We start from the raw sequence: 23,942 nt of genomic DNA, 5'->3' as shown, positions 1-23,942 counted from the left end.
CTATCGGCGGCCCGGGCCGATATGTGCACGCAACTTTCGCCTGCTTACTATTGGTTATCTTTTGTTTCCCGCGGATGGCGTGGTCTGTCGAACCCCCGCACCTCGTCGCCCCCCTCTCTTTGCAGACGCCCTACCGATTGCAGCTGAGCCAGCTTGAGCATCACGCCTATCTATCTCGGGATGGCGCCCCGTCTAACGCGTCGTGGATCGCCCAGACACCGGATGGTTTTCTTTGGATTGCAACGCAAAACGGTTTGTACCGATTTGATGGCGTGCGCTTCGATAAAAGTGTGACCCGCTTGTTGCCAAACACGAACATCTTTTCGCTTTATGCAGAATCCAATGGCGACTTGTGGATAGGCTACACATTCGGCGGGATGAGCGTGCTGCACGACGGGAAAGTATCGAATATCCCCTCCAGCGCGCTACCCGGTGGAAGCGTCATCGGTTTTGCAAGGACCAACAACGGAACACTCTGGATTGCAACGACGCGCGGTGTCGCTTGGCAAAAGGGCGACCATTGGGAAACGATTGGCTCCGCTCAAGGCTATCCCGGCCATCAGCCGCAAGCATTTGGAAAGGTCAACGGCGAGATCTATCTCATCGATACCGACGACGCCTATGTACTGGACGAGCACAGCAATCAATGGCGTTCTGTCGACTTTTTGCAGGCCAAGCACGATCTTATCGGGCTTCCCGCCGGCATAGCCTTGGCGAAAAACTATCCCTACTGGGCCAGCTTGCGCGATCCATCCGGCGCACTGTGGTTCACGCGTGAAGATCAGGAAGGCATTACTCGAGCGCATTGGAGCGATGGAAATAGTTCGTCTCCCACGGAGGAACACTTCGATCGACACGACGGATTGACGGGCCAATTCGCGCTTATGTATTTCATGGACCGCGAATCAAACGTCTGGGTAGCGACAGATGGCGGTGTCGACCGTTTTTCGGTCGGAAAATTTACCCCGATTCACTTCCCCAGCAACGTCCCTAACGAGGTGACCAACATCACCATCGCAGCCGATACACATGACGGCATTTGGGTAGGCAGCCTTAGGGAATATGGTTTGTATCTCAAGGACGACCAGGACCCTGTCCGTATTGCCGGCTTTGGACTAGGCGCGGATTGTTCGACGGTCGACAGTCACGGCGCTGTATGGATGCCGGGAAGAGATGATGTAGAGACGTACGATGGCTCACACGTCAAACACGTTCCGCCACCACCTGGCACCTTGATTGATTTGGATGGTGGTCGCTATCTGCAAGGCTGCCAAGGCATTGCAGAAGACGCAGCGGGAGACATCTGGATTTCCATTGTCAAAGTCGGAGTCTTCAGGCTATCCAACGGAACCTGGATCCTCAACGGTGGCCTGAAGGCTTTACCAGGAGGAGCGGCCATTCGCGTTATGGGCGATGAATCCGGACGCATCTGGCTGACTTATCCTGGCAATCGCATTGCCGTCGTCGACCATGACCACGTAACTCTCTACACCAGCAGCAATGGCTTGAACGTCGGAAATGTACTTGGCTTGTATGTGCGTGGCAGCCACGTCTGGGCTGCCGGCGACAAAGGTGTCGCGCACTTGTCGTCATCCGGTGCGTTCGAGAACTTGATCGGTAAGGGTGACAACAGCTTTCGCGGCGCATCGGGTGTCGTGGAGACGCCGGCCGGCGAGCTATGGCTCAACGGACCCGACGGTGTTTATCGAATAAGCGCAAACGAGTTGGCAACGTGGCTCAAGCAGCCCGGTTACGCGCCAAGTTATGAGCTCTTCACCCAGGCGGATGGCATCAACGGTGCGCCACTTCCCATCCGTCCCGGACCGACGATGATCCAAAGCACGGATGGACGCATCTGGGTTGCGACCAAACAGAATCTTTCCTGGATAAATCCGGCTCATATACGGCGCAATACGATTGCGCCAGACGTTACGATCAACACGCTGACATCGGCCAATTCCAGCTGGCCCGCATCTTCCGTGCCGTCGTTGCCGCCAAGCGCGCGCAACATCCAGATTGCTTATACGGCACCTGCACTGTCCATGCCCGAACGCGTGCACTTCCGTTATCGGCTCAAAGAGGTGGATGGCGACTGGCAGGACGACGACGGCCGGCGCGAAGCTTTCTACACCAACATGCAGCCCGGGAACTACCACTTCGAGGTCCTTGCATTCAACGAAGATGGCATCGCCAGCCCGCGACCTGCCACATTGAATTTCACGATCATGCCGACCTTCTACCAAACGGCATGGTTCAAGGCGCTCCTCGCATGTGTCGTCATACTTGCCCTTTGGCTGATCTATGTGCTTCGCCTCCAGTTTGTCGAACGACGCTATCGACTCCTCATGATAGAGCGCCTCGCTGAGCGCGAGCGCATTGCACGCGACCTGCACGACACCTTGCTTCAAGGCATGCAGGGCGTCCTGCTGCAAGTTGAGTTGCTTTCCAACAGCCGCGATCTATCGGATACGCAACGACTGCGAATAACCAAGATCGAGGAAAAAATGCGTGCGGCCCTGATCGAAGGACGCGATGCCATCAGTGCGCTTCGGCAAGGGGAGCCCGATCATGCAGATCTGACAGAAAAGCTGAGGGCCATCGGCAACGATGCAGCGATTCACTCAGACGCACGCTTTTCTGTACGCGTTGAGGGCGAAGCACGACCGCTTTGCGCCGCGTCCTGTGAAGAGATGATCGCCATCGTGCGAGAAAGCGTCATCAATGCTTTCAAACACGCCCAGGCCGAATGGATCGTCGTATCCGTCAACTACACCGATAAAGCCTTTACGGTAGATATCACGGATAACGGTATCGGTATCACCGAACAAAAAATCCAAGACAAACAAAAAGAGGGGCATTGGGGAATCGCCGGCATGCGCGAACGTGCGGCGAAACTGGGCGGCCAACTGACCATCCGGCGCGCCAATCCACGAGGCACCATGGTCGAGCTGATCTTGCCCTGGGAAGCGATGGAAGCGACCCGCGTATCCATCAAGTCTCGCCGGCATTTCGGTGATCGCGAAGACGGTCACGCGCACCGTCGCGAAGATTGATGTTTATGCCACGTTGGCCACGCGTTACCCGTGACAACAATGGATGACGCACAACATCGGCATGCTCAGCACGGCATGCCCCCAAAATCGCGAAGAAAATCCATGCCACCTTGCATCGCCGAGGCGTTTGCTGACGATGGCAGCTAGCGCTGCATATTCATAACACGGTCCATAGGCATCATGTTGGAAGCAAGATGCGACATGATCCACAAGGAACCGATTACGACGATGCCAATGATCAGCATGGTGGCGGTAAACGCCAGGATGTTTGTTTTCTGCTCGGGTGCGGTGCTGATGTGTAGAAAGAAAATAAGGTGCACAAGCATCTGAGCGACAGCCAGAACCACAAGAGCGGCCTCAATGCTGAAAGGCGCCATGTTTTTCGCCGGCGCAATGGCAAAAGCCGCGATGGTCAGCAGTATCGCAAGCACATAGCCGATGACATAACCTCGCCACGAGCCATGACTACCGCGTGTTTCGAGGCCCGGCGTATACCGATTCTCACGACGTGGATCATGCAGTTGATTTGTCACAAGTAACCTCCTATCAGATACACGAAGGTGAAGATCGCGATCCACACGACATCGAGCACATGCCAGAACAGACTGAAGCAGAGAAAGCGGCGGACCATGGCCGACGTAAAGCCGCGCCCGAGAAACTGCACAAGCAACACCATCAGCCAGATCAGTCCGCATGTCACATGGATGCCGTGCGTGCTTACCAGCGTGAAGAACGACGACAGGAAGGCACTTCGATCAGGCCCAGCCCCTCTGGCGATCAAATCGGAGAACTCCCGCACTTCCAGGGTAATAAACATCACGCCCAGGGCTGCGGTTACCAAGAACCCGACTAACGTCATGATGCGATTGCGACGGTCGCATGCCAACATCGCCATGCCACAGGTAAAGCTGCTTGTCAGCAGGCATGCCGTCTCGATGAGGGCATTTCGCGCGCTGAAAAGTGCATGACTATCAGGGCCGCCATCGGTAGCACCGCGAAGTACCGCAAAAGCGGCGAACAGCGCAGCAAACAGTATTCCGTCGCTCAGCAAATAGATGTAGAAGCCAAAACCCGTAATGTGCTGGCGTGTCGGTAACACATGGTCTTCTTCCGGGTGCGAATCTAATGTAGCAACGTCCACTGACATAAGTATCCCTCTGACATTAAATCGAGTGAAGACTCGTGCGCTCAAGGCGCACGACGTCGGCAGTAGTCAACTCGTATTCGTCATGCTCGTCCCACGACCGCCAAGCCACCAGCATGAAGAAAGCGAGCAACGCCAATATGCCCATCCACCAGATATGCCAGATCATTCCGAATCCACCGATTACCGCAAAAAAGGCCACCACGAACCCCAGTGCAGAGTTCTTTGGTATATCAATCGATTCATAAGCTAGGTTCGGCGACGCATCCACACTCTGCTTTGCCTCCCAATAGGCATCCAATGCTTCCACTTTAGGGAGCAGCGCGAAGTTGTAGACAGGTGGTGGCGATGTCGTGGACCACTCCAGCGTGCGCCCATCCCATGGATCGCGGGCATCCGTGCTCAGCTGATCGCGGTTACGGATGCTCCATACCAGCTGCGCGATTTGCAGCAAAATGCCTATCAATATGCACACCGCACCACATTCGGCCACGAGGATATAAGGTAGCCACGCCGGATCGTCGTAATGGTTCATGCGACGCGTCATGCCCATGAACCCGAGCGCATAAAGCGGCATGAAAGCCAGATAGAACCCGACAAACCAGAACCAGAAGGCCGCTTTACCTAGCCCTTCGTGCAAACGGAATCCAAAGGCTTTAGGAAACCAGTAGGTCAAGCCTGCAAAGCAGCCAAACACCACGCCGCCGATGATGACGTTGTGGAAATGAGCTATCAGAAACAGACTGTTGTGTAAAACAAAATCGGCGGGCGGCACCGCCATCAACACGCCGGTCATACCGCCGATAGTGAACGTCACCATGAAGCCAATAGTCCATAGCACCGGCGAAGTGAAGCGAACCCGGCCACCATAGATGGTGAAAAGCCAGTTGAAGATTTTCACACCTGTGGGTATCGCAATCACCATGGTGGTAATGCCGAAGAATCCATTGACATCGGCACCGGAACCCATCGTAAAAAAGTGATGCAGCCATGTCGTAAATGCCAACAGCGTGATCGACATCGTAGCCACCACCATGGACCGATAACCAAAGAGCGGCTTACGCGAAAAGGTTGCGATGACTTCGGAAAAAACGCCGAAGGCCGGAAGGATCAATATGTAGACCTCCGGATGACCCCATGTCCAGATGAGGTTGATATACATCATGGGGTTGCCGCCACCGTCGTTGGAGAAGAAATGCATCCCCAGATACCTATCCAGTAACAGCATGGCAAACGTCGCCGTCAGGACGGGAAAAGCTGCCACGATCAGCATGTTTGCGGCCAACGCAGTCCATGAGAACACGGGCATTTTTGACAGGGTCATGCCGGGTGTCCGCAGCTTCAAGATGGTGGTAACGAGGTTGACACCTGACAACAGCGTGCCGACACCTGAAATTTGCAGAGACCATAAGTAGTAATCGACACCGACACCTGGACTAAAAGGGAGCTCGGACAATGGCGGATAAGCCAGCCATCCCGTACGAGCAAACTCTCCTACGCCCAATGAAATGTTTATGAGCAGCGCACCTGCAGCGGTGAGCCAAAAGCTGACCGAATTGAGCACCGGAAACGCCACGTCGCGCGCACCTATTTGCAGCGGCACGACGAAGTTCATCAAGCCGACCACAAAAGGCATCGCCATGAAGAAAATCATGATGGTGCCGTGTGCGGAAAAGATCTGGTCGTAGTGCTCGGGTGGCAAAAAGCCATGCGCGTTACCGCTGGCCAATGCTTGCTGCGAACGCATCATGATCGCGTCACTGAAACCGCGCAGAAGCATGACCATTGCCAGCAACGTATACATAATGCCGATGCGCTTGTGATCGACGGTCGTCAGCCACTCAGTCCACAACCATGACCATTTTCGCTTGTAGGTGATCAACCCAAGAATTGCCAGGATTCCGAAGATGATCACCAGGCAAGTGCCCATGATGATCGGCTGGTCGAAAGGAATGGCCTGTAGTGTCAGCTTCCCAAACATGTCAGTGCTCCGTTGGGCTCGTCGTGAGAGTCGCGCGGGGAGACATAGGAGACGCTACATCTGCAGTAACCGCTCGTTTGGTTGCGTTATCGATCGCATGCATAAACAAGTCCTGCGATATCGATGAGTAATAGGCGACGCCCGCTGTGCTGTGCGTGGAAGCCAACTGGTCATAGGCGACATCGTCCAGTCGTATTCCATTGCCTTTGGCGCGATCGACCCAGGCATTGAATGCCTTGTCGTCGGTCGCCAGCACCTGAAAATGCATGTCGGAGAACCCATTCCCGCTGAATTGGGCCGACATCCCGCGATAGTTGCCGGCATCATCGGCCGACAGCGACAACTTCGTTTCCATACCGGGCATAGCGTAAATTTGACCGCCCAGCTGCGGTATGAAGAACGAGTTCATGACCGTCGCAGACGTCAGTCGGAAAGAAATCGGCGTACCTATCGGAATGGCCAGCTCGTTGACGCTGGCAACGCCCTGGTCTGGATAAATGAACAACCAACGCCAGTCCAACGCGACCACTTCAACCGTCACAGGTTGGCGGTTCGAGGCGATCGGTCGATAAGGATCGAGTTGATGTGCGCCAACCCAGGCAAGACTGCCGAGAAAAAGAATGACAAGCAGCGGAATCATCCATATGGAGAATTCGACATATCCGGAGTACTCCCACCGCGGTCGATAGGTCGCACGTGCATTGGAAGCGCGAAACCACCAAGCAAAAAACAATGTCAGAAGAATGATCGGCGTGATAACCATCAGCATCGGCACCAGCGCCTCCAGAAGCAATTGCTTCTCTTGCTCTCCGATCGTTCCCTTGGGAGCCAGCACGCCTTCGCTGCAGGCAGATAGCCACAGGCATGCGATAGTCGTGCCTGCTTTGAGTGCAACTTTTTGCCAGTTAGGCAATGACATGCTCGATCTCCGGAACACGACCCTACGAATCACCGCATGCCAACGCTTGACCGCGCAGTCAGTTCGACCGCGTCGATAAGACGCAACGTACTTCGCTCGCCATGCTCCAGGCACGAAGAGCCACCGCCACGCGATGGTGATGTTGGGATGAACCATACGTAGGCATGCCCACGCGGTCTTGGACGAAAATGTTCGACAAGGGATGGACGCGACAACATGTCCGTGTACCTAGCTACTTGTCGAGCGACATGTTCAAGGCGCGTCAACGCTTGGCGGCGGGATATGGATTTCGTCCATGCGCGGTCAGACACGTACAAGCCGAGGGCGATCTATAGCGCTAATGTCTTAAAAACCGTCGGCATTCCCGTGCAGCGTGATCGTCGAGTGCCATGCGCCCACCCTCTTGCCGCGCCCCGCAGCAAGCAGCGCTCCTAACTTAAAGACCAGGAGATCACTACCATGGCCATGTCCTCCGCCGATTACTTAGCCAAAGTTCTGGAACAGGCGGGCGTCAAACACGTTTATGGCGTCGTCGGCGATTCGCTCAACGGGATCACCGACGCTTTCCGCCGTAACTCGATTGAGTGGCTGCACATGCGCCATGAAGAAGCCGCAGCATTCGCGGCCGGTGCCGAAGCGCACCTGACGGGCGAACTTACTGTGTGCGCGGGTAGTTGCGGCCCGGGCAACCTTCACCTCATCAATGGCTTGTTTGACTGCCATCGCAGCGGCGTGCCGGTGTTGGCGATTGCCTCCCATATTCCCAGCACTGAAATTGGCATCGATTATTTTCAAGCCACGCATCCGGAAATCCTTTTCAAAGAATGCAGTCACTATGTGGAACTGGTCTCAAACCCTGCACAATTGCCGCAGGTTCTTGGCAGGGCCATGCGCGCAGCCGTAGGGCGGCGTGGTGTGGCAGTCGTGGTGATTCCGGGCGATGTGTCGCTGAAAGATGCCGTCGCTGAAGTGCCACACTGGGTGACACCTTCGAAACCGATCCTGCATCCAACGATGAAGGATCTCAAACGGCTGACCAACCTGCTCAAGGACGCTACGCGAATCACCCTGTTCTGTGGTGCCGGTTGCGCTGGCGCTCATGACGAGGTCGTGGAATTGGCGCGCCGTTTGAAGGCGCCGATCGTGCATACGCTGCGCGGCAAGGAGCACATGGAATACGACAATCCCTATGATGTCGGCATGACCGGGCTTGTTGGCTTTTCATCCGGCTATGCCGCCATGAAAGACTGCGACACGTTGCTATTGTTAGGCACCGACTTTCCCTATCGGCAGTTCTTTCCAACGCACGCCAAGATCGCCCAGATCGATGCTCGTCCCGAGGCACTTGGCAATCGCTGCCCACTCGACCTTGGTTTGATTGGCGATATCCGTGAAACGTTGCAGATGCTTGTGCCGACGATTCCGGAGAAGACCGACTCCAGCCATCTGAATGCCGCGCTGGCGCATTACAAAAAAGCCCGTGAAGACCTCGATGAGCTGGCTGACCCACGACGTGGAAGTAACCTCATCCATCCCCAGTACGTGACAAAGCTCGTCAGTGAAGTGGCCTCGGACGACGCTATTTTCACCTGCGACGTAGGCTCGCCGATCTTGTGGACGGCGCGTTACCTGAAGGTCAACGGCAAGCGTCGCATTGTCGGCTCGTTCAATCACGGCTCCATGGCGAATGCGATGTTGCATGCCATCGGCGCGCAAGTCGCCCAGCCAGGCCGTCAAGTGATCTCCATGTCGGGCGATGGCGGCTTTGCCATGATGATGGGCGATTTTCTGACGCTGACGCAGTTAGACCTTCCCGTAAAGATCGTGGTGCTAAATAACGGCACGCTGGGCTTTGTCGAGTTGGAGATGAAAGCAAATGGTTTCATCGATTCCGGATGCGACCTGATCAATCCCAATTTCGCGCAAATGGCCAACGCCTGTGGCGTTAAAGGCATTCGCGTGGAGCGTCCCGACGACCTTCGCGCTGCGCTGACCGAAGCGTTTGCGCATGACGGCCCTGCCCTGGTGGACGTGGTAAGCGTCAGGCAGGAACTGGCCATGCCGCCCAAGACGACATTCGACGAGGCTTATAAATTTGGTCTCTTCATGATGAAAGCGGTGCTCGACGGACGGGGCGGCCAGCTGATCGATCTGGCTAAAGTAAATCTGTTGCGTTGATTGCTGGAATGAAGACGCGAGCGAAGCCAAACGCGACCTACGAGTCGCGCTTGGTGCGTCAACGATAGGAGTCGTGCATCCACAATCTGACGAAAAGACATGTGCCAAGCCAGACGCCCATGCCTGCCGCCACGAGTAGTTCCCAGCTGCAATGATGCGGCACAGACAGCATGTCTACGGAGGCACATCCCAGGCCGCTCAACATGAGCACCTCGCTGATGAACAAACTCCGTTGCAGAGTTTGATGCCGCGCCAGCGGATTTTCGAACCAGCTTGGAGAACGCCAGTGGTCAGCCAGACCGGGAATCATGCGTTGGTATTGAAGTAAAAAGCACGTCAAGGCCATGACTGACCCGGTAATACTGGGTATCAGCCATGCGCTGGCAAGCGCGTAGTCTCCGCGGACATTCACGACGATGCGGCATATCGGCAGCGCTGCGGCAAGCAGTAACACAGCACGCAGCGCAATCCAGCCGATAGATCGCGTCGACATGATGACACCTGTTTTATTTCGCAACGCCATCTATAAGGCGGCTTATCTGAAGCAAGACGAAGGCTACTTTGCCGAGTGGTCGACGAGTGACTTCAGATCAGTCACCGAATAGGAAACGCACATGCGATAACCGTTGCCGCATCGCACCGGGGCCAAGTCGGAAATCTCCTCGTTCTCGCACTCGGGCAAGGTCAATTCGCCCTTGCCCATCCATGCATCGGCGACGGTAAAGTTGTCCATGACGGACTCCACCAGCTCATGCACAGCAGGACGCTCCCACTGCCCCGCCGCCAGTCTAGGAAAGTGGCGCATATTGACGGTCGGACGTGAACCCAAAGCAGCGGGATCTGTCACGAGCTTTTCAAGCGTGACGATACCTTTCGCAATGCGCTGCCCGTCCGTGGAGGCACTTGCGCCAAATCGACTTCCGGCCGCGAGTTTGGTGGCGGCCGGACCTTTCGCATTAAACGTACGCGTCTGAAAAACCGAGCCCAGACGCTTGGGGAAGCCTTGCGCCCAACCGCGTGCCATGGCCGCATCGTTGTCCACGAAAATATACGGGCAATACGCAACAGGTTTCCCGTCGAACAAAGCATCGACGAGGATAAAGAATTCCCGGTATTGGTATCGGGCCGGATTTAGCAATTCGTCATGCTCGCCCGTAAATTGCCAATCGATGAAGTACGCCTGCGCATGCCCTTCCGCCTTGACGTCAGCCTGCAGCTCCGCGGGTAGAAGGGCAGCGACAGCGTCCGGACGCGCCCAGAAGTCGATAACCAGAAAATCGCCCGCATAGTGCCAAGGTGGCGGTGGGGAGATAGTCGAAAGGCCACGTGACGTGAGAGGAACGAAGAAGTTGCTTTTCATGTGACCCTTCCCGGACGAATGTCAGATCAGTTGGCGATCCCTGCCGTGGTCACCGGGAGTCGCGTTTCGACGGCGTGACCACGATTGAAACGACTATGACATTCGCTGTTCGACCGATCTTGGACAAATGTGACGATAATGGCCGAAAACATACGTCCACGATGAACGTTGATTGGAGCCCTGTCGATCAGATCTCCGTTGTACTACGTATACCTTCCAGAACGTCCCATAGGCGATCCTCTTCGCCATCGGCGATGACTTGGTAGGCATTTCTTCCATCCAGATTCCGATGGCGCATACTCATCCACCACACCGCGCGCGTCCTGTTCCCAAGACCGATGACGAGCATGTTGGAAAAATCGCGCCGCCGCTCCTCCAGCAGGGAAAACGCCGCAAAGGCGACTTGCTCGCGCGTAGCGTGAATTGCTTCCAGTCGCGCTCCCATGTTCTTGAACGGATCTACGTTACGCATAGAAGGAACCCCTCTTCATTCGCGTTCCCCGCGTCGGATGGAGCGCAGGAAGCCGATCACTAGATCCGCGTTGTCCTGTATGACAAGCTCCTGTGCCGTCATTTCTCCCAATTCCCGAATGCGAACCGAGCTATACCACTCCTCGACACGCGACGGGTCGCCTTCGATCGCTGAAGCCAATTGCGATATCCAGGCGAAGGCCATGTCCGCCGACCGATTCCGCGAAGAGGTGACGTTCTTGCGCAACGACCACGACACCACATTGCTTCCCGTAGCCATGGCTCTACCCTTGTAACGTTGGTGAACGCTACGTTACGTCTACCGATGCATGCTTTTCTTGCATTTTTGAGTACGCGGATGTGCGTTTCAATCGGTACCCATCGATGCGAGTGGAATCGGGACCCTTCTTTATCGGGCTGACACATATCCAAGCCCCGAATTACTCTTTCGAGCATTGAAGTACCATGAGGCCCGGCGCATAGTCACTGCTGGACTGAAATACGTACCCGCTGCTTACGCCTATCTGTTTTTTGGGTGGATTTTCCAAGGTGCGTCGCTTGAACGAGAAGAAGGAAAGATACGGAGTTCTCGTCGTGGATGACCATCCGGTCATGCGGGATGGCCTACGCGCTGTTATTGAGCAAGAGCCGGATATGGAAGTGGTTGGCGAAGCTGCCGATGGCAGAGATGCGATCAAACAATTCCAGAAACTGTTGCCCGACATCATGTTGATCGATCTGCAAATGCCGGATGTCGACGGACTGCAAGCCATCACAACCATACGCAACGAATTTCCCGATGCAACCATCATCGTGCTCACCACCTTTCCCGGCGATGCACGCGTAGTGCGCGCTTTCACACTTGGGGCAACCTCGTATCTCCTTAAAACGGCGCGGCGCGACGAAATCATCAAGGCGGTTCGCGGCGCACTTTCCGGGCGTCATACCGTTGCACCTGAAGTCGCGCAAGAAATCGCCAGCCATACCGGGCAACAGGGATTGACAGAACGCGAGGTCGGCGTACTGAAGCTCGTCGCCGAAGGTCATAGCAACCGCGACATCGCCGATGCCCTGTGCATTTCCGAAGACACTGTCAAAGCGCGCATGAAAAGCATCATGGGTAAATTGGGTGCCGAGGATCGCACGCACGCCGTCATGATCGCGATCCGTCGCGGCTTCATGGACTCACAGCCCTAAGCAAAAAAGGTACCCATATGGGGGACGAATCATCGTCGCGAGAACTGCGGCCATCGACCATGCGTCCTCCCACGACTCGTGAACCAAAAAACCGAAAGAAAACCGAAAGACGACCGCGATTTCACGACAGAACGCATCATTTCACCTAATTTCTCTACCCAAAGGACGAATCACACGTTGAGCAAATCAACGGTCTGCTGAGTGAATTAGGTGATGTGTATTTTTACTGTTATCGCGTACTGGGAGGAGCCATCCCGACATCGTACGTGACCGGAGCGGCACTGGCGTGATTCAGTAAGCTCCACAACGGTCGGAGGGTGGGCCCATGAATCTCTTGTCCGTTGCGCGCGGCGCAACTACCCCTGTCGATCAAGGATGGGTGCAGGACTGGCACGATCTTGACGACCCTGATGAAGCGCTCAGAACATTGCTCGTTTCGGCATGGCGTGCAGTGGGCGGCCTGCAGGGAACCGACGTGGTTTTTCTCACCGCCATGTTGCGCAAAGCTTTTCTGCAAAAGGACCGCTTCCTGCAAGACTTCCCTCGCGATGAAGTCGAGACGTTACTGGCGATAGGAAGTCTCTGGGAAGACGACATCGACGAAGCGATGTTTCGCGCCCAATCGGTCATGGCGCGCGGTACGGGGGCGAGGTATCGATCGACACTTGCAACGGTTATGAAGTTTTGTTCCTGGCGTACGCGCGACTTTATGCCGTTCTACGAATTATCACGGGGCAAAGCCCCCCGCGGTAATGCCATGTCGTTGCTGATGGCGATCATCAACCTATCCATCGAAGCTGCAGCGGAGGCCGAACAGCTGCGCTTCAAACTGGCCGAACGCCTGGCCAAGGACGCGCTGTCTCTGTGCAATGGATCGTTGGGAGCGGAAGCATACGCTTCACTCCTTCCCACCTGCGTACTGGCTCAATTGCAGTACGAAGCCGGGGCCGTGGATGAAGCGGACACACTGCTTCGCGGTCGGCTTAACGCTATCGAAGAGAGCGGTGCCATCGAGAGCGCGCTCATCGCGTACATCCTTTCCGCCAAAATTGCAGCAGCACGAGGAAACCAGAACATTGCCTTGCTTCTGTTGCATCGTGGCGAACAAATAGGCGTGCAACGACGCTGGCACCGGCTTGCACTCGGCTGCAAAGCGGAAGAAGTTGCTTTACACATCCACGACGATCGCATCGATCGTGCCGAGCTAGCGCTGGCGCAGCTGAACAATTTCAACTACGGCGTCGACGCTAAGAGCCGCCCAAAAAATATCGATGCGTGGCCGGTACAGGTGGCAAACCTTCGCGTGCAGTTGGCAAACGGCCCGGGAATCAGCACAGCCCGTTCACTTGACAACTTGCGCAGCGCGGCCCTGCACCGTAATCACCCTGCCCTCGTCGTCAAACTTACGATCCTGCTATCGAGTGCGCTGTATGCGTTGGGACACGTAACGCGCGCGCATGAGGAGTTACTGGCTGCGTTGTATCAAGGTGCCAACGCGGGGCTGTTTCGAAGTTTTCTTGACGACATGCCGCTGATCGAAACGCCTCTCAAGCAGCTATGGAGGTCTCCCGAAACCAAAACCCCCGGGCATCTGGGTCTCTACATCGGACGGCTGCTCACGACGCCCCTGGTACATACGTCGGCACCGAAAAAATTCAGAACGAATCATCGACTTGTAGAGTCGTTAAGCAGTCGGGAGACGATTATCCTACGCTTGATGAGCCTAGGGCTTTCCAACAAGTCCATTGCTCGCGAGTTACAGATCACGCCGGAAACCGTGAAATCGCACGCCAAACATATCTTTATCAAACTGGCTTCCAAGAATCGCGCCGAGGCTGTGTCAAGGGCAACAGAGCTAGGTCTTATTTGAAGGGTCTCAATAAAAAATGGGCAAAACACATACTTATGCAAGCGGTGATCGAATGAAGGAGTTCAAACCCTTTCGGCTCGACCCGGCCAATCACCGGCTATGGCGCCTTTCCGACGAGAGCGAACCTGTCTCTGTCACGATCACCGCGAAGGCATTCGATGTGCTCCGTTATCTGGTTGAGCATCCAGGACGCCTTATCACGCATGATGAACTTCTTGAATCCCTCTGGTCAGGCGTAGCCGTTCAACCCGAGGTGCTGAAAGGACATGTGCTAGCCATACGTAACGCGTTAGGCGACGACGCGCAGCGTCCGCGCTACATAGAAACACATCGAGGTCGTGGATACCGCTTTATTGCAGATGTCACCACCGCTCAAAAGACCGATAACTTACTATCGTCGACGACGACGTCGCATCTCATTGGCAGAACAGCGCAATTGAATGCTTTGCACGAAGCACTCAATCAAACGCGCGAAGGGCACGCAAAGATCGTATTCGTGCACGGCGATGCGGGCATTGGAAAAACAGCGCTGGTCGAGACGTTTTGCAGCAACTTGTCAGGTCAACACACGTCGTTATCGTATGGCCGTTGTATCGAAGGCTTTAGCGGTGCCGAGCCCTTCTATCCCGTCATCGAAGCGCTATCTCGGCTGCTTAAAGGTGCCAGCAGCAACAAAGTGCAGGACGCCTTGGTTGCCGTGGCCCCTTCCTGGGCCAATCAAGTAACCGGTCTCCTGTCTCGCGAGCATCGGGCGTTGCTGCAGAAAGTGGCGCATGTCTCAGCCCGCAGTCGCATGCTCGGCGAGTTCTGCGAGCTGCTTGAAGTGCTCGCCGAGGACGAAGCTTTCGTGCTGTTGCTGGAGGATCTGCATTGGGCGGACTTCTCCACACTCGACCTGATCTCCGCATTGGCCAGACGAAAATCGTCCGTCAAGCTGCTACTTATCGCCACTTATCGCTCGGATGACTTGGCGACGCGCGGCCCGGCGCTCAAGCAACTTGTCAACGAATTGCTGCTGCACAAATTGTGCGACTCCATTCACTTGAATGGGCTCAATCAGGGTGACGTTGCGGAATATGTTCGGTCCGACGATTCCGAAGACGGACGTTCGTTCGTTCAACTTCTTTCACGCCAATCAAGCGGCAACCCGCTCTTTCTGAGGACAATCCTCGATCATTTGAAAAGCATGCAGTTCGTATCCATCGATCGTGGGCAATGGAAGAGCGACGTACCGCTTTCGCAGATCCGCTTCGAGATACCCCAGACCATCGCTCACGTGGTCGAGACGAAAATTTCCAGTCTCGATGATGAAACACAGCGCGTCCTGGAAGCAGCCAGTGCGGTAGGAGATGTTTTCAACTCCGTAGTGCCCGCTACAGCCGCCGGCCTGAGCACACGCCGTTTCGAGGAAGTGTGCGAGACGCTATGTCGAACCAGAACATTCATTCATCGCCACGACATGGATACGCTCGACAATGGTGAAGTGGTTCGGCTCTACCGGTTCAATCATGCGCTGCTGAGGGAAGTGCTACTGAACCGTCAGGGTCCCCTGCGGTTGGCGCAAAGTCATGCCCTGATCGGCAAAGAGCTGGAAAAGTCCTATCCAAGCGAATTGAGAGCGCATGCCGCATTCGAACTTGCCGCGCAATTTTCCAATGCACGCGAATGGTCCAAGGGCCTCACCTACTTAAAGATTGCGCTGCAAACCGCGAAGCGTCGCTTTGCACATCAGGATGCATTAGCCATTCTCGACAAAGCCGATGAGATGGCGCTCCATCTTTCCAACGGCGAGCGCGAACTCGCCCAGACCACGCTATTGGAAGATCGTGCTTCCATTTACGCAGCTAATCATGACCCTAGAGCGCTGCAGGCCTTTACCGAACTTCTACAGATGTCCGAGCAACTGCACTTCCCCGATGTTCAGGCCCGTGCCGAACTGGGCTTGGCCTTTGCGCTCAGCTGGCGAGACGCCACCGCAAGCGTCGCACATCTGGAGAATGCCGCCCGCTTGAGCAGTGCGCAGCCCGAGCCGCAATTGAAGGCACGGATCAGGCTCAGCAGCGCCGCATGGAGGATCTGGATAGGCGGATGGGACCCCGAGCAGGTCAAGATTTGCGAGGAAAATCTGGTTCCTCTTCGCAATGGTCTTGATCGTGAGATCACCGCGTGGGGCTTGATCGAGTACAGCATGATGTGCCTGATCTCTAGCCGATACCGGGAGTGCCTGGAAACGGTCGATACGAATCTTGAGATACTGGTAAAGCATGCCGTAGACCGACCCGACTTCAATATCTTTCGTGCCATTTGGATGGCTCATCTCGGACGGCCTTGGGCGTACACGTTGCTGGGCGAGTGGGGTCGCGCATTGAAGGAGTTCGATGCCAGCGAGGCGCTCTTTGTCGGCAACGCCAATCGCTACAGCATCTGCACACTGGAGACGCTTCGCGGATTTCTTTACTTGATGGCTGGAGACTATCGGGCGACCAAGGACATTTGCAGCAAGCTTGGCTTCTACAAAGATAAAACGGGTCATCAGCCGGCTGCGCTCTATACGCCGGTGCTTCCAAATGAAATCCGGCATTGCGCGCTGCTCGCGGGAACTACGGAGGTCGGGCTCGGAAATCTCGAAGCGGGAATCGGCATCCTGAAGAAGCTCGAGCATGACATGCTCGAGCAGCCGGTCATCACGGATTGGTATTGGTTATTCCTGCTGGAATGGTCGCTTGCCGATGCCCAGTTGCGATCAGGTGACATCGAGCAGGCGCGCATGCATGCCGATCGCATGGTCGAGCGCTCCGATCGGACCATCGAAGTGACGTGGCGTGCCATGGCCCGTGAAGTGAGATGCCGTATTGCTATCGAAGAAGGCGATCGCCCACACGCCTTGCGCTTGATCAACGACGCCTTGCAGATCACTGAGATGATGGGTGCGCCCATAGCCGATTGGCGAGTTCACCGCACGGCGGCTCAACTGCATCGCGCAGAAGGCGATGGTGCCCGTGCATCGCTTCACGAGCAACTATTCAACCGGCAAGCGCAACGCTTGCTGGATAGCCTTCCCTACGGTCATCGACTCCAAGAGACCTTTGCGCGCCTCATGGCGTAAACGAGACTTTCCGGATTCTTGTTTCGCTTTCTCAGCGCTGACGCGATCAAGGCGCTGTCCCCCACGCGGGGGATATGCGTATGAATTAGCACGATCCAATATCGAAGAAGGGCGCGTCGATCACGTGGCCTCAAACTGGATCAATGTTAAAGAATTGGAATGTGCGCGCATGCTCAATGCGCTGTTAACCGCCAATGAAGGTGGACGGTATGCAACAAAGTTGTCATACGGGATCTATTTACACTTTCGGGTGATTCGATTTATCCCTTCGTGTCAGCAAGTGTACCCTGACGAAGGCTTCGGCCAATCATGCATGCGCGTAACTTTCCAATCGGAATGCGACCACAAGGTTCGGAGAGATGCTCATGTATTACGGTGCATTCGGCGATCGGCTTGGCCGCTCCTTTCACCTAAGCGACCCCCCAGTTCTGCGCAGTCAGACAAGACATGGTGCACGCCTTGCCGTAACGGAACTTCGCATCGATCAAGCGGGTTATGGCATGACTTCCCCGATGGGAAATGACGATGCCTATCTCGTCTGCCTGAACTTGCGCAAGCAAAGCACACACGAACTTTGGTGCGATGGCCGTTCCGTATGTTCGACTTCTTGTGAAAGCGGTGCGACGTACATTTTGGATTTGCGCCGTGATCCCATCATGTATATCGGCGACCCATTGCACTCGCTGTACTTCTACATACCGCGACAGGCTATTGTCGAAATTGGCGAGGAGCTCGGGAAGAGAAATGTCTCCGGTCTCGCCATCCGTCCGGGTGAATGTTTCAGGGATGCCATCGTAGGCAGCATCGGACAGACGCTGCTACCCATCTTCAACAAAGCGGCCGCTGCAAACCAGGCTCTCGTCGATCACCTTCTTCAAGGCCTGTGTGTATACATGGCATCGACTTACAGTGGATCGTCGACACGCTCGGACATCGTCCGGGGAGCGTTGGCGCCGTGGCAGCAGCGGATGGTCACGCAGATGATGCGCGACCGCATCTTCGAAGGGATATCCATCAACGAACTGGCAGAAGCGTGCGGCCTTTCAGCAGGCGCGCTCGCACGCGGCTTCAAGAAGAGCATCGGTATGTCGCCGCATCAGTGGCTACTGTCACGCAGAGTCGACTTGGCACTTGAGCTGATGGCGGACCCTGACGTCTCTCTCGCCGACATCGCGTTCAATGCTGGTTTTTCCGATCAAAGCCACTTCAGTCGCGTCTTTACGCAAAAGATGGGGGTCGCACCCGGGGCGTGGCGGAAGTCGCTTGTGAACAACAAGCGCGCGGAGGCGGCTTGAAGACATTTTTCGCACAGACCTTACCTAAAAAGGTTTTGAAGATGCACTCTCATCAACTAGCTCGTGGACATGATTATCTTCGCGGAACATTGGTGTCATGTTTGTCGGTCGGCGTCGCCGCATGCAGCGCCTCGCCTTCGCGAAACATTCTTGGCTCTTATTTTCCAACGTGGATGGTCTGTGCGCTTCTTGGCATCGTCTGCGTCGTCGTGATCCGCGGCGTGCTTGTGAAAGTAGGCATCGATGCCACGCTCCCCGTACCGGTAATCGTTTACCTGTGCATGTGGACGGCGGCGACGCTCGCTATATGGCTTGTATGGCTGGCCTGAATGGAGACCTCTTCCATGCAAGCCAAGACCGCACTGGGCCGCGTCATTGCCATTCTCTCCATCGTCTCGGCGTTGGCACTCATCATTGTCGCGATGATTGTGGTGGACAAACGGCCAAGGACGCACGATGCGTACATTTTTGCTTACAGCGCAGGCATCACGCCGGAAGTCAGCGGCCGGATCGTCGCCATCCATATTCGCAACGACCAGTACGTCCACCAAGGGGACGTGCTGCTGCAAATCGATCCGGAACCATTCGAGCTGAAGCTCCGACAGGCTAACGCCCAAGTCGCGGCGCTACAGGCAGAAATCGACCTCACCGGCCGACAGGTGACCGCGCAGGGATCCGGTGCACAAGCCGCCGCGCGCAACGTGGATCGGGCGCAACAACAACTGGCGCTCGCTCATGACACGCTCGCGCGCATGGAACCCCTCTTGCCCAAGGGCTTTGTCACCGCACAACAAATCGATGAAGCGCGGACGAATGAACGCACAGCAGCCTCACAGTTGGCAGCAGCGACACAACAAGCGGCCCAGGCCAAAGAAGCGATTGGTGACGTAGAGAGCTTAAAAGCGCAGTTGCTTGGCGCAGAAGCTGAGGAGGCGTTGGCGGCACGCGATCTTCGGGAGACCGTCATTCGCGCATCGGTGAACGGCAAGGTGGTGGGTTTCAATCTCGCACCGGGATCGTTTGCTGTCGCCGGACATCCGCTCTTTACGCTGATCGACGACAACAGTTGGTACGCCGTCGCCAATTTTCGCGAGACGGATCTGCGCGGGCTGCACGCTGGCGATGCCGCAACGGTATGGGTGATGGGCAACGAAGGGCAGCCCCTGCACGGCGTGGTGGAAAGCCTGGGTGCCGGTGTTCAGCCGGAAGGAGCCGCCGGTCCGGGGCTTCCGGACGTCGATCGAAACCTGAACTGGGTGGTGGTGGCACAGCGCTTTCCCGTGTGGGTGCGTTTGAATGAATCGTCGCAGCCGTTCTTGCGCATCGGTGCAACCGCTTCCGTACGAGTGAACCATGCAAGCACCGATTGAACTGCCTGCACGAGATCCGCTGAGCCGACTCCTCCGACGCGAGCTAGCGCTCGACGACACGCGTATTCGCGCCATCATCCGCATCACCGGATGCACCGTCGTCGCTGTCGTTATAGCGATGGTGTTTCAGGTCCCATTGCCCGCCTATATCGCCTACCTCGTCTTCATGGTCAGCCGTGAAGATGTCGCCTCCACGCTGGTGACCGCGGTGGGCGGAATCCTTGCGGTCACCTTGGCGGTCGCTGCGTCTTTGCTGTTCTACGTATTTGATGCCTCCGAGCCTGCGCTCAGAATTCCGCTGCTCGCAGTCAGTACGCTGGTGGGAACCTTTATCGCCCGCGCGAGTCCCTTGGGTCCGATCGCCTTTTTGGCCGGATTTATCCTGGTGCTGTCGCAGACGCTTCTGGACGATGTGCCGACCACGGAAAGCGTCACGCATGCGGTGTTGTGGTTGTGGGTCGTGGTTGCCATACCAGCAAGCGTTACCGTCCTCGCCAATCTATTGACCGGTGAAAGTCCCGTTGTGCTCGCACGAAAGCGGGGTGCACAACTTATGGAGCAGGTCGCTTCCTATATCGAAAACCCCTATTCCGCTGACCCATCGCGACTGCGCGCTCAACTACTCTTGCTCGGCGAGCTGAAGAACAAAGCGTTTCTGTGGAACAAGCAGGTCAAGGTATTTGCGCAGGAAGACAATCGCCTGCTCGCTATTTTGTTGGAGATGCTGCAGATCGCGCGATATTTGCCATCGAGTGTTTCGCCCGCTTCGAGGCGCTCCTTGGCGTCCGAGCTTCGACAGAGTCGGCACTTCTTTTTGCAGCGTCGTGGCCATGCAGTCGATGTTCCAAACAATGAGTTCGAATCGACATCCGTTGAATTGGATCCCGCCCATGCCGCCCTTCGTGCTGCGGTCAGTGAACTCCTTGACGAAGCATCCGGTAAATCACCAGCCGTCGTAACGGACAAGGCGCCCCCTCGTCGACGGCAGTTACTTGTAGAAGGCGCGCTCAAGAATCGGGCGCACGCCCGCTTTGCATTCAAAGTGACGTGTGCGGTATTGGCCTCTTACGCGACCTACACGCTCCTTGATTGGCCCGGTATACGCACTGCAGTCACTACGTGCTTCTTCGTCGCGTTGACGACCTTCGGAGAGAGCATCCATAAATTGACCTTGCGACTATCCGGTGCCGTCATCGGCGGATTGATAGCGGGTTTATGCATCGTCTTTGTGCTGCCCTACATGACCGATATCGGTCAGCTTTGTCTGCTTATTGCCGTGGTATCGGTGTTCTGCGCATGGATTTCTACCAGCGGTGAAACGATTGCGTATGCAGGTTTGCAGATTGCATTCGCCTTCTTCCTCGGCGTGATGCAAGGCTACGGCCCACACGATGACCTTACAGAACTGCGTGACCGCGTGGTGGGGATCTTCGTCGGCAATATCTGGATCACCCTTTTCTTCACCACGCTCTGGCCGGTCAGTGTTTTTGACCAGGCGCGAGAGAAATGGTCCTCAGCATTCACAGAACTTGGCGATCTGCTTGTCACGAAGGACGAAACAACTATCGCTTCGAGAAGGGCCGACATTTGCAAAAAAATTAGCGAAGCATCTGAATTGAACGCACGTTCTCTATTCGAATGGCGCTTTCTCCCACGCGGAAGCAAGAGCGATCCAGTGCTGCCCGAAGCTCAACACATTGAGCAAATTACAGCGTCTGCATTTGTCTTGCTTCGACTTAAGGAGAATGCGGCTCTGCTTCCCAGCGACGACGAGGCGGACACACTTACTTCGCAACGCCTGGTGGCACTGTCGAAAGGGACGCGTCCTGAACCATCAGATAGAGGTACCCGCTCTACACCATCCACGCTTCTGAGCGAGGCCCGGCAGCACCTCAACGAGGAGATCGATCATGCATCGCGCGCGATCTGACTCTTCGCTCATCGCCTGCGTTCCGCTGGTGCTCGCGGTCGCGCTGTTTCCGTGCAGCGATGTAGCAAATGCACAATCGACGTCATGGACCAACACCACTTCCGACGATGCACTGGCTATCGCCAGTCACGCCGATACGCCCGTACTTGAAAATCGTGCTTACACGCTCTCGGAACTTCTGACTATCGCGCTGAATATCAACCCCAAGACGCGTGAAGTCGAGCAGGAGGCGGTCCAAGCCAACCTAGCCGTCCAACTGGCCAAGACCCAGTACTCACCGCAAGTCAGTGTCAACGCCATTGGCGGTATCCAGCGTACGCCGCTGGCGATCCCGCCTACTGTCTCGGCCAAGGGCTATTTCGTTTCCTCTACGCGCGAGATTTTCCCCGCCGTTGAGCTGAAGTGGCTGCTGTTCGACTTCGGCCGACGCAAGGGAGAGGTTGAAGAGGCCAAACAAAATGCCTCCGCCGCCGAGTCGGGTCTGCTCGGCGCGCAGGAAAAGCTAGTGTTCGACGTATCCCAAGCGTTTTTCCAGGCGACGTCTACCCAGGGTCAGGTGCGTGCTGCGCAAAAAGCGTTGGATGCGGCTCAGCTAACCGAACAGGCGGTGGCCGATCAGAAAAAACACGGCCGCGCTACCGTGGTGCAGCTTGCCGAAGCACAACGCGAGACGGCGGCGATGCGTCTGGCGCTGACGAAGACCACCGGCGACGCCGACACGGCATTTGCATCGCTCGTCGCCACGATAGGGTTGCCCCCGGAAACGCACTTTGAGATCACTTCTTCTGCGGATACATCCGACGCACAAACCCTCGAGCCACTTCGAGGATTGATCGACGAAGCGCTGCAAACGCGCCCAGACATCCTGGCTGCGACGGACAAGATTGCCGCATCCGATGCCAAAATCGAAACCGCGCGCGCAGCTTACCGTCCAACGATCAGCCTTTCCGCGCAGGTGCTGCAGAACATCGGCGAAATCAGTAGCGACGGAAGTCCCTATTCCTCCATCAATCGAACCGGCGAAGCGTTGTTTGTATCGTTCGAGTGGCCACTGTTCGATGGCGGTGCGCGAGCTACCAATGTTTCGCTGGCGGTCTCCCAAAAGACCGAGGCCGAAGATGCCTTGGCGGAAACCAAGGACACGGCGTCACAGCAAGTCGTTCAGGCCTACAACAATTTAAAGACGAGCCTGGATAACCGTACTCAGGCGCTCGCCTATACGCATGCTTCCGAAGTCGCCTATCAAGCCACGCTCGATTCCTATCGGCGAGGCCTGACCAGCATCACCGAACTGACAAGCAACGAAGCCGTGCTGGCCCAAGCCGAAGCCAGCCAGGAAGACGCCAACGCGAGTGTGAGCATCGCGCAGGCAGCACTTGACCTGGCCATCGGAAGACGACCGTCCCCGCATTAATCCCTCGATCCCTCCACGGGTCTCCATCATCACGCCGTAAAGCGGAGCGCGCCATGAGCAAGAAAGTCGCCGAAATTATCGTAGAGGTTCTCGAACAAGCGGGTGTCAAACGCTGCTATGGCATCGTCGGCGACACCCTGAATCTGATTGCCGAATATCTTGATAAGAGTTCCATCGAGTGGGTGCATGTTCGGCATGAAGAAGCGGGCGCTTTCGCCGCTGGCACCGAGGCGCTCTTGACCGGCCAATTGACGGCCTGCGCAGGTAGCTGCGGACCGGGCAGCTTGCACTTCATCAATGGACTGTACGAAGCCAACCGCAATCGCTCGCCGATGGTCTTGATTGCCAGTCAGGTCTTGATGAGCGAGATGGGGTTTGAGTTCATCCAGGAAGTGGATTTCAAATCCGTATTCAAAGAGTGCTCGGTTTTCTGCGAGATGATTCTTACCCCGGAACAAGCCCGCAAAAAAGCCGTCATCGCCTGCCAGACCGCCATCGCCAAGCGAGGCGTCGCTGTACTGATCGTTCCGGTCGACATGTCGCATAGTGAAGTGCACGAAGACTTTCCTTATCACGTTCACTTCCCGCGCCCGACCATTCGTCCCAACGACGATGAACTCGCGGAAATGGCCAAAATCCTCAATGCTGGCAAAA

General features: G+C 56.0%; 19 protein-coding genes. 11 read left to right on the top strand and 8 right to left on the bottom strand.

Features of this window, described 5'->3' with window-relative positions; all coding sequences use genetic code 11:
* Positions 1-272: 272 nt before the first annotated feature.
* Positions 273-3,053, top strand: a complete 2,781-nt coding sequence (locus tag VK725_RS15550; RefSeq protein WP_325318967.1) for a sensor histidine kinase — start codon at positions 273-275, stop codon at positions 3,051-3,053.
* A gap of 143 nt (positions 3,054-3,196) precedes the next feature.
* On the opposite strand, the gene cyoD is transcribed toward VK725_RS15550, so the two are convergent.
* Genes cyoD through cyoA form a run of 4 tightly spaced genes read right to left on the bottom strand, consistent with a single transcriptional unit; the run spans position 3,197 to position 7,097 of the window.
* Positions 3,197-3,586 (bottom strand): cytochrome o ubiquinol oxidase subunit IV, encoded by a 390-nt coding sequence (gene cyoD / locus VK725_RS15545; protein ID WP_325318966.1) that lies wholly within the window; start codon positions 3,584-3,586, stop codon positions 3,197-3,199.
* Positions 3,583-4,200: a cytochrome o ubiquinol oxidase subunit III gene (cyoC, locus tag VK725_RS15540; RefSeq protein WP_414648518.1), complete on the bottom strand. Its 618-nt coding sequence runs from the start codon at positions 4,198-4,200 to the stop codon at positions 3,583-3,585. Before cyoC ends, cyoD begins: the two co-directional genes overlap by 4 nt.
* A gap of 16 nt (positions 4,201-4,216) precedes the next feature.
* Positions 4,217-6,178 (bottom strand): cytochrome o ubiquinol oxidase subunit I, encoded by a 1,962-nt coding sequence (cyoB, locus tag VK725_RS15535; RefSeq protein WP_325318964.1) that lies wholly within the window; start codon positions 6,176-6,178, stop codon positions 4,217-4,219.
* Between the two features lies 1 nt (position 6,179).
* Positions 6,180-7,097 carry a ubiquinol oxidase subunit II gene (gene cyoA / locus VK725_RS15530; protein ID WP_325318963.1) on the bottom strand — a complete coding sequence of 306 codons (918 nt, stop codon included), beginning with the start codon at positions 7,095-7,097 and terminating at the stop codon, positions 6,180-6,182.
* A 459-nt stretch (positions 7,098-7,556) separates the two neighbouring features.
* Here cyoA and poxB point away from each other — a divergent pair, with 459 nt between their 5' ends.
* The gene (gene poxB, locus VK725_RS15525) at positions 7,557-9,275 is read left to right on the top strand and encodes a ubiquinone-dependent pyruvate dehydrogenase (protein ID WP_325318962.1); all 1,719 of its coding nucleotides are present in this window, start codon (positions 7,557-7,559) and stop codon (positions 9,273-9,275) included.
* A 58-nt stretch (positions 9,276-9,333) separates the two neighbouring features.
* Here the strand turns inward: poxB and VK725_RS15520 are convergent, their stop codons facing one another.
* The 4 genes from VK725_RS15520 to VK725_RS15505 form a co-directional block, all read right to left on the bottom strand.
* The gene (locus tag VK725_RS15520) at positions 9,334-9,768 is read right to left on the bottom strand and encodes a hypothetical protein (protein ID WP_325318961.1); all 435 of its coding nucleotides are present in this window, start codon (positions 9,766-9,768) and stop codon (positions 9,334-9,336) included.
* Positions 9,769-9,831: 63 nt separating this feature from the next.
* On the bottom strand, positions 9,832-10,635 hold the full coding sequence (locus VK725_RS15515; RefSeq protein WP_325318960.1) for an acetoacetate decarboxylase family protein: 804 nt from the start codon (positions 10,633-10,635) through the stop codon (positions 9,832-9,834).
* A gap of 187 nt (positions 10,636-10,822) precedes the next feature.
* A complete protein-coding gene (locus tag VK725_RS15510; RefSeq protein WP_325318959.1) occupies positions 10,823-11,107 on the bottom strand; it encodes a DUF2384 domain-containing protein in 285 nt (94 codons plus the stop codon).
* Between the two features lie 15 nt (positions 11,108-11,122).
* Positions 11,123-11,386 (bottom strand): hypothetical protein, encoded by a 264-nt coding sequence (locus VK725_RS15505; protein WP_325318958.1) that lies wholly within the window; start codon positions 11,384-11,386, stop codon positions 11,123-11,125.
* Between the two features lie 278 nt (positions 11,387-11,664).
* On the opposite strand from VK725_RS15505, the gene VK725_RS15500 reads away from it, so the two are divergent.
* The 9 genes from VK725_RS15500 to VK725_RS15460 form a co-directional block, all read left to right on the top strand.
* Positions 11,665-12,303 carry a response regulator transcription factor gene (locus VK725_RS15500; RefSeq protein WP_325318957.1) on the top strand — a complete coding sequence of 213 codons (639 nt, stop codon included), beginning with the start codon at positions 11,665-11,667 and terminating at the stop codon, positions 12,301-12,303.
* 325 nt (positions 12,304-12,628) lie between these two features.
* Positions 12,629-14,173, top strand: a complete 1,545-nt coding sequence (locus VK725_RS15495) for a LuxR C-terminal-related transcriptional regulator (protein ID WP_325318956.1) — start codon at positions 12,629-12,631, stop codon at positions 14,171-14,173.
* A gap of 52 nt (positions 14,174-14,225) precedes the next feature.
* Positions 14,226-17,279 (top strand): ATP-binding protein, encoded by a 3,054-nt coding sequence (locus VK725_RS15490; RefSeq protein WP_325318955.1) that lies wholly within the window; start codon positions 14,226-14,228, stop codon positions 17,277-17,279.
* A gap of 512 nt (positions 17,280-17,791) precedes the next feature.
* A complete protein-coding gene (locus VK725_RS15485) occupies positions 17,792-18,574 on the top strand; it encodes an AraC family transcriptional regulator (protein WP_325318954.1) in 783 nt (260 codons plus the stop codon).
* Between the two features lie 92 nt (positions 18,575-18,666).
* Positions 18,667-18,903 carry a YtcA family lipoprotein gene (locus VK725_RS15480; protein ID WP_325318953.1) on the top strand — a complete coding sequence of 79 codons (237 nt, stop codon included), beginning with the start codon at positions 18,667-18,669 and terminating at the stop codon, positions 18,901-18,903.
* Positions 18,904-18,918: 15 nt separating this feature from the next.
* Positions 18,919-19,944, top strand: a complete 1,026-nt coding sequence (locus tag VK725_RS15475) for an HlyD family efflux transporter periplasmic adaptor subunit (RefSeq protein WP_325318952.1) — start codon at positions 18,919-18,921, stop codon at positions 19,942-19,944.
* Positions 19,945-20,080: 136 nt separating this feature from the next.
* Positions 20,081-21,874, top strand: coding sequence for an FUSC family protein (locus tag VK725_RS15470; protein ID WP_414648517.1), 1,794 nt, complete (start codon positions 20,081-20,083; stop codon positions 21,872-21,874).
* The gene (locus tag VK725_RS15465; RefSeq protein WP_325318950.1) at positions 21,855-23,288 is read left to right on the top strand and encodes a TolC family protein; all 1,434 of its coding nucleotides are present in this window, start codon (positions 21,855-21,857) and stop codon (positions 23,286-23,288) included. Before VK725_RS15470 ends, VK725_RS15465 begins: the two co-directional genes overlap by 20 nt.
* Positions 23,289-23,341: 53 nt before the next feature.
* A partial coding sequence (locus VK725_RS15460; RefSeq protein ID WP_325318949.1) for a thiamine pyrophosphate-binding protein occupies positions 23,342-23,942 on the top strand: 601 nt, incomplete at its 3' end.

The organism is Dyella sp. (assembly GCF_035486915.1).
Lineage (GTDB): Bacteria > Pseudomonadota > Gammaproteobacteria > Xanthomonadales > Rhodanobacteraceae > Dyella_B.
Note: the sequence above shows the minus strand (reverse complement) of the source record. Positions and strands in the feature narration are given on the sequence as shown.

What these genes read in the sequence shown, in the direction of transcription:
- cyoC (WP_414648518.1), bottom strand. Translation starts at nt 4,200, where the DNA reads ATGTCAGTGGACGTTGCTACATTAGATTCGCACCCGGAAGAAGACCAT.
- cyoB (WP_325318964.1), bottom strand. Translation starts at nt 6,178, where the DNA reads ATGTTTGGGAAGCTGACACTACAGGCCATTCCTTTCGACCAGCCGATC.
- cyoA (WP_325318963.1), bottom strand. Translation starts at nt 7,097, where the DNA reads ATGTCATTGCCTAACTGGCAAAAAGTTGCACTCAAAGCAGGCACGACT.
- poxB (WP_325318962.1), top strand. Translation starts at nt 7,557, where the DNA reads ATGGCCATGTCCTCCGCCGATTACTTAGCCAAAGTTCTGGAACAGGCG.
- VK725_RS15520 (WP_325318961.1), bottom strand. Translation starts at nt 9,768, where the DNA reads ATGTCGACGCGATCTATCGGCTGGATTGCGCTGCGTGCTGTGTTACTG.
- VK725_RS15515 (WP_325318960.1), bottom strand. Translation starts at nt 10,635, where the DNA reads ATGAAAAGCAACTTCTTCGTTCCTCTCACGTCACGTGGCCTTTCGACT.
- VK725_RS15510 (WP_325318959.1), bottom strand. Translation starts at nt 11,107, where the DNA reads ATGCGTAACGTAGATCCGTTCAAGAACATGGGAGCGCGACTGGAAGCA.
- VK725_RS15505 (WP_325318958.1), bottom strand. Translation starts at nt 11,386, where the DNA reads ATGGCTACGGGAAGCAATGTGGTGTCGTGGTCGTTGCGCAAGAACGTC.
- VK725_RS15495 (WP_325318956.1), top strand. Translation starts at nt 12,629, where the DNA reads ATGAATCTCTTGTCCGTTGCGCGCGGCGCAACTACCCCTGTCGATCAA.
- VK725_RS15490 (WP_325318955.1), top strand. Translation starts at nt 14,226, where the DNA reads ATGAAGGAGTTCAAACCCTTTCGGCTCGACCCGGCCAATCACCGGCTA.
- VK725_RS15485 (WP_325318954.1), top strand. Translation starts at nt 17,792, where the DNA reads ATGGGAAATGACGATGCCTATCTCGTCTGCCTGAACTTGCGCAAGCAA.
- VK725_RS15475 (WP_325318952.1), top strand. Translation starts at nt 18,919, where the DNA reads ATGCAAGCCAAGACCGCACTGGGCCGCGTCATTGCCATTCTCTCCATC.
- VK725_RS15465 (WP_325318950.1), top strand. Translation starts at nt 21,855, where the DNA reads ATGCATCGCGCGCGATCTGACTCTTCGCTCATCGCCTGCGTTCCGCTG.